Below are 11,569 nucleotides of genomic sequence, written 5' to 3'. Positions count from 1 at the left end.
TTGTCATTGCTTTACTGACAGGTTGGCTTTGTCATTTTTGGATTGCAGCTAAAATCTTAAATTAACTAAAACTTTAAATTGAAGCCAAGCAACTGCAGCAGGGGAAATCCATGAGAGGTTACTTTCCCACAGATGGTGTTCGAGCATTCTGAAGGCAAATTTGGAGAAAGGTCACAGCACCCCTGGCTGCTCCACCTGTGGCAGGAGCCGCTAATCGCAGTGATTCGCCTCTCGGCCAGCCACGCTCAGGCCCTTGAGGGATCCACCTTGGCCATCCGGGCCGGGATCCGCCACATTGAGATCACTCCCCACGTTCCCCGATATCTGGAGTTGATTGCCCAACTGCGGCAAGACTACCCACATTGCTGGATAGGAGTGGGCACGGTTTTAAATCGGCAGATGGCAGAGCAGGCTTGGCAAGCGGGAGCCCAATTCTATGTTTGCCCCTTTACGGACGAGAGCATCATCTGCTGGGGTCGGGAAGCGGGGCTGCCCATCGTGCCCGGCGCCCTCACCCCTGGCGAGATCTGGAGGGCCTGGCAGGCGGGGGCAACGGCAGTGAAGGTGTTTCCGGCAGAAAGCCTTGGCGGATCCCGTTACCTACGCCACCTGCAACCGGTGCTGGGATCCCTGCCTTTGATCCCAACGGGGGGAGTCACCTTGGCCAATGCAGCAGAATATCTGCAGGCAGGGGCCTGGGCTGTCGGCATCGCCGGAGATCTGTTCCCAGCGGAGCTTCTTTCCCCGCGAGGGGTCGATCCAGACAGTTGCCGGCAAAAGCTGGAGAATCGGCTGCGGCAAACGCTACAACAGCTTGCCAACCAGAGAGCCGCCGAGGCCTGGCCCGAGCTGAGCAAACCACTAGAATAAGGTGCATGGTGTGAGTGAGGCCTGCATGGATGGATTCCTGGATCTGTACCTGGAGCTAAACGTCCCCAGCCCAGTTGAGGAAGCCACTTGGCACCGTTGGTTTGCAGTGTGGCTGCGAGAGCTGGGGGTGAAGGATCCCTGCGAGCTCAGCCTTTGCCTCACCTCCGACGAGCACATCCGCCAGCTCAACCGCGAGTTTCGCCACATCGACGCTCCCACCGATGTCCTGGCCTTTGCCGCCGAGGAGATGTCCACCCCTGTCGAGCTGCAGAAGATAACAGGGGTGCGCCTGCTGGGGGATATCGTAATTTCGGTACCCACTGCTTGCGCGCAAGCAAAAGCCCAGGGGCAGCGGCTGTCGCAGGAATTGGCCTGGCTGGCCAGCCACGGCCTGCTGCATCTCCTGGGATGGGATCACCCCGATGAGCTTTCCCTACAGCGCATGTTGCAGCAACAGCGCTACCTGCTTGCCGCCATCCAAGAAGATCTGGAGGTGACCCATGGCCAGCAGCCCTAGCCGTTTTCCCCAGCCGCTGCGTTTGGCGGCATTGCGACAGCGAGCTCCTTTTACTTCAGCGCAGGTCAATTCGGCCCATCCCTCCAAGGCAGCAGATGCGGGAGCCCAGGCTGACCTCACGGCGAAGGATCCCTGGCAGCGCCCCCCCTCGTGGCAGGTGGCCACTAGCCTCAGTAAAAGCTTCTACTATGCGGGAAAGGGCCTGCTGTACGCCGCCCGCACCCAGCGCAACTTTCGCATCCACCTGGCTGTGGCGGTGGTGGCCTTTGTCTTGGGGTTGGCCCTGCGGCTGAGCGCTGTAGAAATGGCCCTGATCAGCTTGACCAGCGGGATGGTGATGGCCTTGGAGCTGGTGAATACTGCCCTGGAAGCAGTGGTGGATCTGACCCTGGGCAGCCGCTATCACCTGCTGGCAGAAATTGCTAAAGATTGCGCTGCCGGAGCGGTGTTGGTGGCGGCGATGGCGGCTTTGGCGGTGGCAGCTTGGCTGTTTCTCCCCCCCCTGCTCCTATTGCTGGGCCTGCTCCTGCCAGGGTAGGGATGCCGAAAGAGTTTTGCCCAGTCTTTCAAAGGGTCGTATTCTAAAAGCACGACCCCCTTTCAATCGGGATGACCAGCTTGACCCAAGAGCCTCCTCTATACTTGGGAATGGATCACCACCCGTCCCCCCTCTCGATCCAAATTCAGGGGTTTGGCCTCTGCTTCGATATCCAGTTGCTCCCAGGCGCCGACCATGGCGGATCCCACTCGTTCTCGCTCCTCCGGGGCGCAGAAGGCTAAAAGTGTGGGGCCAGCCCCGCTGATCACCACCCCATAGGCCCCGGCAGCCAGAGCCGCCGCCTGGACGGTTTTGAAGCCGGTAATTAGCTCCATGCGCGCCGGTTGGTGCAGCCGATCCTGCAAGGCCACCTTTAGCCAGTCCACCCGCCCCGACTGCAGGCTGCGGATAAGCAGCCCCAGGTGACTGACGGAAAAGACAGCATCCGCCAGGCTGACGGACTTGGGCAGGATCTCGCGGGCCGCCTGGGTGGACAGCTTAAAGTTAGGCACTGCCGCCACCAGGCCGATGTGTTCGTGCCAATCCACCGGACAAAATACCCATTGCCCCTGCTGCCCCTGCACACAGAGTTGACAGCCGCCCTGGAGGGCAGGCACCACGTTGTCGGGATGGCCTTCGAGGGCAATGGCCAACTGCAGGAGAGTCTCAGGAGCCAGGTTCAGGGATCCAAGAGCATTGGCCCCCAGCAGGCCGCCGACAATCGCAGTGGCAGAGCTGCCCAGCCCCCGCGCCAGGGGCACGTTGAGGGTAATCTCAATCTCCACCCCCGGCACCGGCTTGCTGAGCAGCTCGAAAGCACGGCAGAAGGCGCGATACACCAGGTTGTCCTTGCTCTGGCTGATGTGATCGCTGCCGCGATAGTGGATGCTGAGACCGGTGGGAATCTCGCGAAATTGGAAGTGGTTGTAGAGCTCCAGGGCTGCACCGATGCAATCGAACCCCGGCCCCAAGTTAGCGGTGGTGGCAGGGACGATCACCTCTATTCGCTCTCTGACCAAGGGGGAAGCTCCTTAGCGAACGGCGGACAACTCAACACAGCAGAGTAACTTGGTAGCCCCGTACTCAGCGCTCCGCGCCGCTAGCGCGAGTAGTGCAGGGCAGAAAAGCCTTCGAGCGACTGGAGTCGCTCGCCAATGTTATCTTGTAATCTTAAGTCAGCACCTACCCCGGTGAAAAACCCGGACAGTGCCGTAAGTCAACAAGTAAGCGGAACCTTGAGGCTTTGTCTCTGGGAACCGTCTAGGGGCGTCTTGACAGCGCCTTTACGAGTCCAACTGTGGACTGCGTAAGAATCCCCCGACTTTAGTCGCGGGAGTGTCAACTGTAAGCTCCCATTATCCTACGAATGGGGGATCTCAGGCTCGCAGGGCCTCGATGGGATCCAGTTGCGCCGCTTTGCGGGCCGGGAAAATGCCGAAGACCAGCCCAATCCCTGTCGAGAGGGAAAAGGCCACTGCCACTGCCACTGCATCCACGCGGGTAGCCAGGGGCGTGAACACTTGCACCGCCACCAGCAGGCCGCTGCTGAGGAGGATCCCGGCCACGCCGCCGCTGACGGCAATGAGAATAGCTTCGGTGGCAAACTGCTGCAAAATTTGCCGGCTATCGGCGCCGATCGCCTTGCGCAGCCCGATCTCAGAGGTGCGTTCCGCCACCGAGATCAGCATCACATTCATGATCCCCACCCCGCCCACCAGCAGCGAGAGCGCCGCTGTGCCGGTCAACAACACCCGCAGCAGAGTTAAGATCCTGGCCGCCCCGTCCAGCAACACCTTTTGGTTGCGGACAACAAAGTCATCCTCCCCCACCAGTTGGTGCCGTTGCCGCAGCAAGTTGCGGATCTGGAACTCGGCAGCCGGCAGATCGGCTTCAGAGCGGGCCGAGACAAAGATCGCCGTCAGCTCCAGGCCGTAGGGGGAACGCCGCCCGACAAAGCGGTTGGCCACCACATCCACCGGCAAAAACAGGCCAGCATCGCTGTTGCCAAACACCGTTGGCTTGGAACGCAACGTGCCGATTACCTCAAAGGGCAAGTTGTTCAGCAGCAGCGTCTCCCCAATTGCAGCGGCAGGATCCAAGCCGAACAGCTCGCGGGCGGCCTCGCTGCCCAGCACCACCACCGGGCGCTGCTCCTCAATATCCGCCGGCAAGAGAAAGCGGCCTTCCTCAACCTCCAAATTCAGCACCGACAAATACTCCGGCCAGGTGCCTGTGGCCTCATAGCGGCGATCCACTCCGCCCCGCACGGCGCGCACATTGACCACAAGACTGGGGACGGCTGCCGACACAGCGGGCACTTCCGCGGCAATTGCCCGTAGATCGTCAAGGGTGATGGGACGGGTGTTGCTGGCGTCCGCCAGGCCCAAGCTGGAAGAAAAGACAATGAGCAAGTTGGTGCCCAAAGAACGGAACTGATCCACGGCCAGCTCCTGGGCGGCATGGCCAAACCCAGCAATGGCCACCACAGCGGCGTTGCCGATGAGGATCCCCAACATGCTTAAACCGGTGCGCAGGCGGTAGCGGCGCACCATTTGCCAGGCCATTTGGGCTGCAATCGGTAGGCTCATGGGTGTGGCTTGATTTGAGCGGTTTCGCTGCGATTTTGCTCTTGTCGGATCAAAGCCTCTAGGTTCACCCCCGGCGGCAGCGCCGTAAAGACCCGATCCCCCGCCCGCAAGCCGGAGAGCACTTGGGTGATCCCGCCCTGGGTGAGGCCCGTTTCCACTGGTCGATAGACGGGCCGCTGGGTTTGCGGATCCAGCAGGATCACCCCCTCTTGGCCCTGCTCCCGCAGGATGGCCACCGAGGGCACTGTGAGCGCCTGAGGCTGCCGCTCCCCGATAAAATCCACCGAGACGTTCATGCCGGTGCGCAAAAAGTCTGCCCCCGGCTCCGGCTCGATCATGACCCGAAAGACGGTGACCTCCCGCACCACCACCGTGGCAGGGGCAATCCGCTTCACCCGCCCCTGCACCACCCGATCCGGATAGGCCAGGGATCGGATCTCCACCGGCTGCCCCACCCGCACCTGGGCAATTTGCGCCTCCGGCACCTCTGCTCGCACTTCGATCCCTTGGGCCAGTGCCAAGATGGAGCTGGAAGAGGCGGCGGTGACATCGGAAGCTGCGGTAGTGGGAGTTACAAAGGATCCCACCTCGGCAAAGCGCTGCACCACCACGCCGGAAAAAGGCGCCCGGATCTCGGCCTCAGCCAGGCGAGATTGCCGCTGCGCCAGCTCGGCTTGCGCCTGGGCAATCTGAGCTTGGATCTGCTGCAGCGTTTCTGGGCGGCTACCTGACTGCAATCGCTCCAGCTCTTGTTGGGCAGCTTGCAAGTCCGCTTGCGCTTGTTCCAAGCGAGCTAGGCGTTGATCCAGCTCGCTGCGGGCTACAACCCCCTCCTGCACCAGCGCCTGAATCCGCTCCAATTCCCTTTGGGCCAAACTCACCTGCGACCGCGCCGCGTCCACCCTAGCCTGGGCTGCCGCGATGACCTGGGGTCGCTCGCCGGCTTGTAGTTCCGCCAGGCGGGCCTGTAGCTCTTGGATGCGGGCTTGGGCTTGGCGAATGCTGCTGGCCAGATCGCCGTAGTCCATCCGAGCCAACACTTGCCCCGCCACCACCTCATCCCCCTGATCCACCAGCAGCTCCGCCAGACGACCGGACTCGCGGGGGCTGACATTCACCTGCCGGATCGGCTGCACCTGGCCGCTCACCCTCAGGCGTTGGGTGAGATCTGTCACCTGCACGGGCACCGTTAGCCTCTGCAGACGCTGGGCCATCTGTTGCCGGAGCTGACGCTGAACGAGAATGCCGCCACCGCCCAAGCCGGCCAACAGCATCCCCACCAGGATCCAGCCGATGGGCAGTCCTCTGTTGCGGGATCCGCTCTGTGGCAGGAGTTGGTCAGTAGATTTGGCAGGGGGTGGGGATCCCGTCTGGGGCTCATTGGTGCGCAGGATCACAAAAGTCTCTCGCCTTTCACAAGGGCTTTCTCTGTATCCAGCCTATTGAAAAAGGAGAGGGGGTGCAAACGCGGTTTCCCACATCGGCTATTGGGTGCGGGCGGCTGGCAGGCTCTGTACAAAAAAGGGGGGGATTGCTAAACTGATTAGCTGCCGATAGCGCGGGAAAGCCATGAACGCTCGCATCAACGCCGAAGAGATCCTCCGCTCCATCGAAGCGGCCTACATGAAGCCGGATCTGCCAGAGATCCATGTTGGCGATCAGGTACGGGTGGGGGTGCGCATTCAAGAGGGCGGCAAAGAGCGGGTGCAAGCCTTTGAAGGCACGGTTATCGCCATGCGTCACTCTGGATGCAACCGCACCATCACGGTGCGCAAGGTTTTCCAGGGAATTGGAGTGGAGCGGGTCTTCCTGGTTCACTCGCCGCGCATTGAGTCAATCCAGGTGTTGCGGCGTGGCAAGGTGCGGCGGGCCAAGCTGTTCTATCTGCGAAACCGAGTGGGCAAGGCCACTCGCATCAAAGCCAAAACGGATTCTAAAGAAGAAGCCCTCTGAGGCTTTGGGCATACCTGCTACACTGGGTAAACTAGGTAAGGGGCTGGTTCTTTACCCATGCGTCCTTAGTTCAGTTGGTAGAACGTCGGTCTCCAAAACCGGATGTCGGGGGTTCGAGTCCTCCAGGACGCGTTGCTGGACAGTTGTGAGGGCGGGCTGGCTTCTGCAGAGCTAGGGAGCCCTCCCTGTCTTTAGCGAGACCTAGGCTCTACCTGTCTCTTTCTTGATGCGCTCCAGTTCTGCCTGCAGCTCAGCAATCTGCCGGCGCAGGCGAGCTGCCTCCGACAGCTCAATGGCAGTACTCCCTTCTAGCTCTGCTCCGCCTATATCTTCGATAGTGATTTTGCGGGGGCCACCAGCAGGCTCCCCCCCTTCCTTGCGCTTAGCATTGGCGGCAATGGCGTCCATGTAGGCCTGCGCCTCCTCGGCTCTCATTGCCCCCAACTCTACCAATTCATCGACTAAGGCTTGCACCTGCTTGCGCAGCTCCAGCAGGCGCTCTCTAGCACTCCCAGCTACCTTGGGGGCATTGTCGGCCACCAGAGCGGCCAGACCCATACCAAAGTAGAAAGCTTTCTCAGCCAAGTTGGCGAGGGGGTTGTCTTTCTCAGCCATAGGGTGTGCCTTGCCAGGGCCAGCGGAACAACTTGAACAAGGAAAATCTAGGTGCAGGAAAAGGGCGACCCGGGTTGACGCGCCTGCTCAGAGCATCCCGTAGTGCTGCTATCTTCCGATCCTGACACGGTTTGGGCGTCGGAGCTGCACGGACCCAGGTCTTCCAGTAGCCTAACATTTTTCCTCTCTGCCCCGCTCGGCTTTCTGGAGGTAATCCCAGATCTTCAACTAACATCCCCCTGTGCCCCCCCATATACGGAGAGGTCAGGTACAGCACGAGCTTTCCCGTCTTGCAAGGTCAACCTAAGGGGTTTCCGGCGGCTCCAGATAAACTGGGATCCGCTCGACAACGGTATCGCTGCGCCGCACCTCTTGTCCTTGGGCTTGGGGGATGGCCACCGGCAAGGTAACCGGTTGGGCAACGAAACAACTGGCCACCGGTAGAGCCTGCTCCAGTTCGTCGAGAGGGCGCGGGATCACGGCCACCGCATGCAACTCGCCGATGCGCTCTGCCTCGTACATGCCGGCATCGATGGCGATGGCCACGTTGGCCACCGTGCCCCGAATGATGGCCGTACACAGGCCGTCGCCGATGGTCTCGTAGGCGGCCAGTTGCACATCCGCCGTTTTCAGCATTGTATCGGCGGCCCCTACCATAGCCGGAAAGCCGCGGGTTTCCAGCAGGCCCACGGCCAAGTTGCTGAGGCGGCTGTAGCCGCGGTTTTGCGCCAGTTGAGACAGCTTGCTGCTGACGGGCAGCACCGCCTCCAAGTTGGGCAAAGGCCGTGGAATGACCAAACTGGAGATTTCCTCTTGGTCAAACTGGCGGGCTAGCTCAATCCCCTCCTCGATGGCAATGCGCACATCGGCAATCCCTCCCCGTACGATTGCCGTGCAGTAGCCTCCTGAGATCTTCTCAAAGCCGATCAGCGCCACTCCTGCCGACTTGGTCATGGCGTCGGCAATGCGCACAATGACCGGAAAGCTGCGTGTCTGAATAAGACCCAAAGAGGTGGACATAGCACCCTACTTCTTTATGCCAGTGTAGCCCTCAAGACTGGCCACCCCCAGAGGATAGGATCTGCCGGTAAGGATAGATCTTGCCCAGCAGCCGATCCAGCTCCGAATAGCCCGGGATCCCATTGAGCTTGCGGGTCTTAGGGGATCTTGAGTTCTCTTGGGTTTGCTCAGCCGCCTCCTGCCAACGACGGGTTTGCTTTTCCACCTGAACCAGCGGCGAATCGGGGGGAGAGGCCGGCTCAGGCAAGGTTTCCTCAGAGGGTTCTGGCGGGGCTACTGCCGACACGGGCTCTGCCTCGCTAGCTATGCCCACCTCCGCCTCTTGCCTGCTGGAATAGGTGGGATCCCCGACCAGCGAGCGGGGAGGGATCACTGCCTGGCTGAGCACCGAACAGTTGAGCAGCGTGGTTTCCGAGCCAATGCAGGCATTTTTGCCGATGGTGCCCTGACCGATCACCAGTACCCCCATCCCCAGGGTGGCCCCCGCCTCCACGACAAGGGATCCCCCACAGGCGTGGAGAACGGATCCCATGCCAATACAGACGCCCCGCCCGATCTCGATGCGACAGCCGGGGTTGGCCCGCAACAGCACTCCCGCTCCGATGCCTGCTCCTGCCTCCACCTGCACTTCGCCACTGACATAGTAGTGAGTTTCGCCGTTCTGGCTGGGCCAGGAGCGCAGCATTGTGGAGGTGGGCAGAGGCAAAGCCAAGGTGCTCCTCATCGCTAGGAGGTCGGACCAAAACCAACCTTGAACCGACAGTGATTCAGAGAAAATGCGGATCCCTCAAGGGGTTTGGATGATCTGCTCCAGCACCCGTCGCTTGGCTTTGGGGTCGATGCCCAGCAGACGCACATACTCGCCGCGGTGCTCCTCCAGGCAGGCTTCCAGAGCCGCTACCACCTGGGGCACCTGGGTGGCCTCGATAGGGCTGCAGCTCTGCCAAGAGGAGGTGCGAAAACGCCGCTTGTCCGCGTGTTCGGTGCCAATGCGGTAGCCCTGGCTGAGCAATTGCTGCACCTGTGCCACCACCTCGCTGCTGAGTCGGGTGCTGGCAGGAACGGTGGAAACAGGAGTAGCCGCTGGGGATCCCTGGGCTGCAGGGGCGGGCGACTTGCCGCCGGGGGTTTGAATGATGCGCTCGTAAACCCGCTTTTTCCCCTTGGGATCAATCCCCAATAGGCGCACGTAATGGCCTTGGTGCTCCGCCAAAGCAGCCGTCAGCTTGGCCAACACCTCCGGCCCGCGGCTAGCGTGAATGGTCGGCCCGCTTTGCCAAGAGGAGGTTTTGAAGCGGCGCTCGTCAGCATATTCGTAGCCGATGCGATAGCCCTGGGCCAGCAGCCGATGTACCTCTTCCTGTAACTCCAGGTCGAGGCCAGCAGCACTCCCTCCCCGGTTGCCCCCCTCTGCAGGCGGGGCTGTCCCGCCACTGCTGCTGCTCACCTGCCCCTGGGGCGTTTGAATCACCTTCTCCAGCACCCGCCGTTTGGCCTTGGGATCGATCCCCAGCAGGCGCACATACTCTCCCGTGTGTTCGGCCAGGGCCGCCTGCACAGCCGCCAGGATCTCTTGGGCCGAGCCGCTCCAATTGCCCAAAGTCTGCCAGGAAGAGGTGCGGTAGCGGCGAACATCGGCCACCTCCAGGCCGACGCGATACCCCTGCGCTAATAGCGCCCGGATCTCCTCCTCCAAGCTGGCGTCAGGGCGCGGGCTGGCTGCCCCAGAACCTGGGGCCGTAACCGAGACGTGGCTGGGGGATCCGGAAACGGTCGCCGGCCCCTCCGGAGTTTGGATGATCTGCTCCAGCACCCGTCGTTTTGCCTTGGGGTCGATCCCCAGCAGGCGCACGTATTCGCCGCGGTGCTCCGCCAGAATAGCTTCCAGCGATTGCATTACCTCGGCCTCGCGGGTGCTGGTGATTGGGCTTTCGCTCTGCCAGGAAGAAGTGCGGAAGCGGCGGGCATCGGCATATTCCAGCCCTACCCGATAGCCTTGGGCCAACAGGGCGCGAACCTGCTCCACCACCTCCGGCTTGAGAACGGATCCGCCGCCGTTCCGGCCGTTGGCGCGAGAGGAGGAATGAGTCATAGATGCCGTCTCCGTAGCCGTTGGGTTAGAGGTGCGCGACTGCAGAAGTTCGTTGCGAATGGGAGCAATACAGACGAGGTTTTCACTGCAGTGATAGCCTTCCAGCAGAGCCTGGTTGATGCCGATCACATGTTGGGCAAACTTGGCATCGCTATCCTGCACATCGGGCAGCCGATCCGCCTCAGCTTGCGTGGTGATGATGGAGCCGGAGGGCACATACTTGCCCGGCGGGATCTCCACATCCTGGATCAGGCAGTGCAACATGACGATGCAGCCATCCCCCACCCGCGCGTTGAATACCGTGGAGCGAAAGCCGATGAAGCAGTTGTTGCCCACGTAGGCTGGCCCGTGGATCAAAGCCATGTGAGCAATGGAGGTATTCTTGCCGATCCAAACCGAGTAAGGCTGGCCATCCTCGCCAATGACCCGCCCCTGTTCCAGGCCATGGATCACCACTCCATCCTGGACGTTGGAGCCGTCGCCAATGTAGAAGGGGGAGCCCTCATCCGCACGGATGGAAGTTCCTGGGGCAATCAGCACCTGCGCGCCCACGCGCACATCCCCAATGAGATTGGAAAAGGAATGCACGTAGGCAGAGGGATGAATGGTAGGCTCCGCCAGGCGGCGAGACCAGGGCGTTGGCGGCGCAGCGTAGGTGTGAGCAGGCATAACCGTGAGCCTCTAGAACACGTCAGGGAAAGGAAAGAGAGATCCCAGCTAGCGTTGGTCGCGCTTGTTGTAGAGGGAGCGACCGCCAATGCTAACGGTGTCGATGATCGCCATCACCACTGCATCCAACGGGCGGGTTTCGTTCCCCTGCGGCTGGCGAGCTGCGCTGCCTTGGCTGACCAGCACCCACTCCTCAGCGCCGGCCCCCACCGGATCGGCGGCTACAGCGTAGTCGGGCTGCGGTCGGCCCTCGAGATCGACATACTGCACCACCAGAAACTTCACCCCCGTCAGGCTGGGATCCTTTTGGGTGCTGGTAACAGTGCCCCGCACAATCGCGATACGCATCTATGGACGGGTGAAGGGACGGATGGCGTTGACCCCTTCGCGGAACTGAGCCACATCCTCGGTGTAGCGAATGGGCAACACGTACTCCAGGTTTTCGTGGGGACGGGCGATGATGTGCCAGGAGAGCAACTGGCCGCCATTGACCCGCTTCACCGACTCGATCCCGGCGGCCACCGAGGCCTGCACCTCGGAGACATCGCCCCGCACGATCACGGTGACGCGCCCGCTGCTGATTTTCTCGTAACCCACGAGGGTGACGCGCGCGGCCTTTACCATGGCGTCGGCAGCTTCTACCACTGCCGGGAAGCCCAGGGTTTCGAACCTTTCTCTTATACACATATAAGAGCCCAACAGACCTC

The 11,569-nt window shown here is 61.4% G+C and carries 13 protein-coding genes, 1 tRNA gene and 1 other RNA gene; 5 read left to right on the top strand and 10 right to left on the bottom strand.

Going from position 1 to position 11,569, the window contains the following annotated elements:
• Nucleotides 1–132: 132 nt before the first annotated feature.
• The 3 genes from eda to NW841_RS09295 are packed head-to-tail and all read left to right on the top strand — an operon-like array spanning nucleotide 133 to nucleotide 1,925.
• Nucleotides 133–870, top strand: coding sequence for a bifunctional 4-hydroxy-2-oxoglutarate aldolase/2-dehydro-3-deoxy-phosphogluconate aldolase (eda, locus tag NW841_RS09305; RefSeq protein WP_414364154.1), 738 nt, complete (start codon nucleotides 133–135; stop codon nucleotides 868–870).
• A gap of 25 nt (nucleotides 871–895) precedes the next feature.
• Nucleotides 896–1,387 carry an rRNA maturation RNase YbeY gene (gene ybeY, locus NW841_RS09300; protein ID WP_414364153.1) on the top strand — a complete coding sequence of 164 codons (492 nt, stop codon included), beginning with the start codon at nucleotides 896–898 and terminating at the stop codon, nucleotides 1,385–1,387.
• Nucleotides 1,371–1,925, top strand: coding sequence for a diacylglycerol kinase family protein (locus NW841_RS09295; RefSeq protein ID WP_414386168.1), 555 nt, complete (start codon nucleotides 1,371–1,373; stop codon nucleotides 1,923–1,925). The genes ybeY and NW841_RS09295 overlap by 17 nt, the downstream gene beginning before the upstream one ends.
• A gap of 98 nt (nucleotides 1,926–2,023) precedes the next feature.
• Here NW841_RS09295 and thrB read toward each other — a convergent pair whose 3' ends face one another.
• The 3 genes from thrB to NW841_RS09280 all read right to left on the bottom strand — a co-directional run bounded on the left by thrB (nucleotide 2,024) and on the right by NW841_RS09280 (nucleotide 5,910).
• A complete protein-coding gene (gene thrB / locus NW841_RS09290) occupies nucleotides 2,024–2,944 on the bottom strand; it encodes a homoserine kinase (protein WP_414364151.1) in 921 nt (306 codons plus the stop codon).
• A 357-nt stretch (nucleotides 2,945–3,301) separates the two neighbouring features.
• Nucleotides 3,302–4,513, bottom strand: coding sequence for an ABC transporter permease (locus tag NW841_RS09285; RefSeq protein WP_414364150.1), 1,212 nt, complete (start codon nucleotides 4,511–4,513; stop codon nucleotides 3,302–3,304).
• The gene (locus tag NW841_RS09280; RefSeq protein WP_414386167.1) at nucleotides 4,510–5,910 is read right to left on the bottom strand and encodes an efflux RND transporter periplasmic adaptor subunit; all 1,401 of its coding nucleotides are present in this window, start codon (nucleotides 5,908–5,910) and stop codon (nucleotides 4,510–4,512) included. The genes NW841_RS09285 and NW841_RS09280 overlap by 4 nt, the downstream gene beginning before the upstream one ends.
• Before the next feature lie 172 nt (nucleotides 5,911–6,082).
• On the opposite strand from NW841_RS09280, the gene rplS reads away from it, so the two are divergent.
• Nucleotides 6,083–6,466 carry a 50S ribosomal protein L19 gene (gene rplS, locus NW841_RS09275; RefSeq protein ID WP_414364148.1) on the top strand — a complete coding sequence of 128 codons (384 nt, stop codon included), beginning with the start codon at nucleotides 6,083–6,085 and terminating at the stop codon, nucleotides 6,464–6,466.
• Nucleotides 6,467–6,525: 59 nt separating this feature from the next.
• Nucleotides 6,526–6,598: transfer RNA gene (locus tag NW841_RS09270), tRNA-Trp, on the top strand.
• 69 nt (nucleotides 6,599–6,667) lie between these two features.
• On the opposite strand, the gene NW841_RS09265 is transcribed toward NW841_RS09270, so the two are convergent.
• The 7 genes from NW841_RS09265 to NW841_RS09235 form a co-directional block, all read right to left on the bottom strand.
• Entirely contained in the window at nucleotides 6,668–7,081 is a 414-nt protein-coding gene (locus NW841_RS09265) for a hypothetical protein (RefSeq protein ID WP_414376887.1), read from the bottom strand.
• Nucleotides 7,082–7,144: 63 nt separating this feature from the next.
• An RNA gene (gene ffs, locus NW841_RS09260) (signal recognition particle sRNA small type) lies at nucleotides 7,145–7,242 on the bottom strand.
• Nucleotides 7,243–7,384: 142 nt separating this feature from the next.
• Nucleotides 7,385–8,101: a BMC domain-containing protein gene (locus NW841_RS09255; protein WP_414364146.1), complete on the bottom strand. Its 717-nt coding sequence runs from the start codon at nucleotides 8,099–8,101 to the stop codon at nucleotides 7,385–7,387.
• A 31-nt stretch (nucleotides 8,102–8,132) separates the two neighbouring features.
• Nucleotides 8,133–8,813, bottom strand: coding sequence for a hypothetical protein (locus NW841_RS09250; RefSeq protein WP_414371514.1), 681 nt, complete (start codon nucleotides 8,811–8,813; stop codon nucleotides 8,133–8,135).
• Nucleotides 8,814–8,888: 75 nt separating this feature from the next.
• Entirely contained in the window at nucleotides 8,889–10,862 is a 1,974-nt protein-coding gene (locus NW841_RS09245) for a ribulose bisphosphate carboxylase small subunit (protein ID WP_414386166.1), read from the bottom strand.
• Between the two features lie 48 nt (nucleotides 10,863–10,910).
• The gene (locus NW841_RS09240; protein ID WP_011430452.1) at nucleotides 10,911–11,210 is read right to left on the bottom strand and encodes a EutN/CcmL family microcompartment protein; all 300 of its coding nucleotides are present in this window, start codon (nucleotides 11,208–11,210) and stop codon (nucleotides 10,911–10,913) included.
• Nucleotides 11,211–11,549 carry a carbon dioxide-concentrating mechanism protein CcmK gene (locus tag NW841_RS09235; RefSeq protein ID WP_414386169.1) on the bottom strand — a complete coding sequence of 113 codons (339 nt, stop codon included), beginning with the start codon at nucleotides 11,547–11,549 and terminating at the stop codon, nucleotides 11,211–11,213. It lies immediately after the preceding gene.
• Nucleotides 11,550–11,569 lie beyond the last annotated feature (20 nt).

Origin of the sequence: Synechococcus sp. H60.3, from assembly GCF_047462295.1 — a bacterium.
In the GTDB taxonomy this organism is placed as follows: Bacteria; Cyanobacteriota; Cyanobacteriia; order Thermostichales; family Thermostichaceae; genus Thermostichus.
The sequence above is the reverse complement of the archived record's forward strand: the minus strand, read 5'-3'. Positions and strand labels throughout refer to the sequence as shown.

Coding starts and splice junctions, on each gene's coding strand:
- NW841_RS09255 (WP_414364146.1), bottom strand. CDS start 8,101: ATGTCCACCTCTTTGGGTCTTATTCAGACACGCAGCTTTCCGGTCATT.
- NW841_RS09295 (WP_414386168.1), top strand. CDS start 1,371: ATGGCCAGCAGCCCTAGCCGTTTTCCCCAGCCGCTGCGTTTGGCGGCA.
- NW841_RS09245 (WP_414386166.1), bottom strand. CDS start 10,862: ATGCCTGCTCACACCTACGCTGCGCCGCCAACGCCCTGGTCTCGCCGC.
- rplS (WP_414364148.1), top strand. CDS start 6,083: ATGAACGCTCGCATCAACGCCGAAGAGATCCTCCGCTCCATCGAAGCG.
- eda (WP_414364154.1), top strand. CDS start 133: ATGGTGTTCGAGCATTCTGAAGGCAAATTTGGAGAAAGGTCACAGCAC.
- NW841_RS09285 (WP_414364150.1), bottom strand. CDS start 4,513: ATGAGCCTACCGATTGCAGCCCAAATGGCCTGGCAAATGGTGCGCCGC.
- NW841_RS09235 (WP_414386169.1), bottom strand. CDS start 11,549: ATGTGTATAAGAGAAAGGTTCGAAACCCTGGGCTTCCCGGCAGTGGTA.
- ybeY (WP_414364153.1), top strand. CDS start 896: ATGGATGGATTCCTGGATCTGTACCTGGAGCTAAACGTCCCCAGCCCA.
- NW841_RS09265 (WP_414376887.1), bottom strand. CDS start 7,081: ATGGCTGAGAAAGACAACCCCCTCGCCAACTTGGCTGAGAAAGCTTTC.
- NW841_RS09240 (WP_011430452.1), bottom strand. CDS start 11,210: ATGCGTATCGCGATTGTGCGGGGCACTGTTACCAGCACCCAAAAGGAT.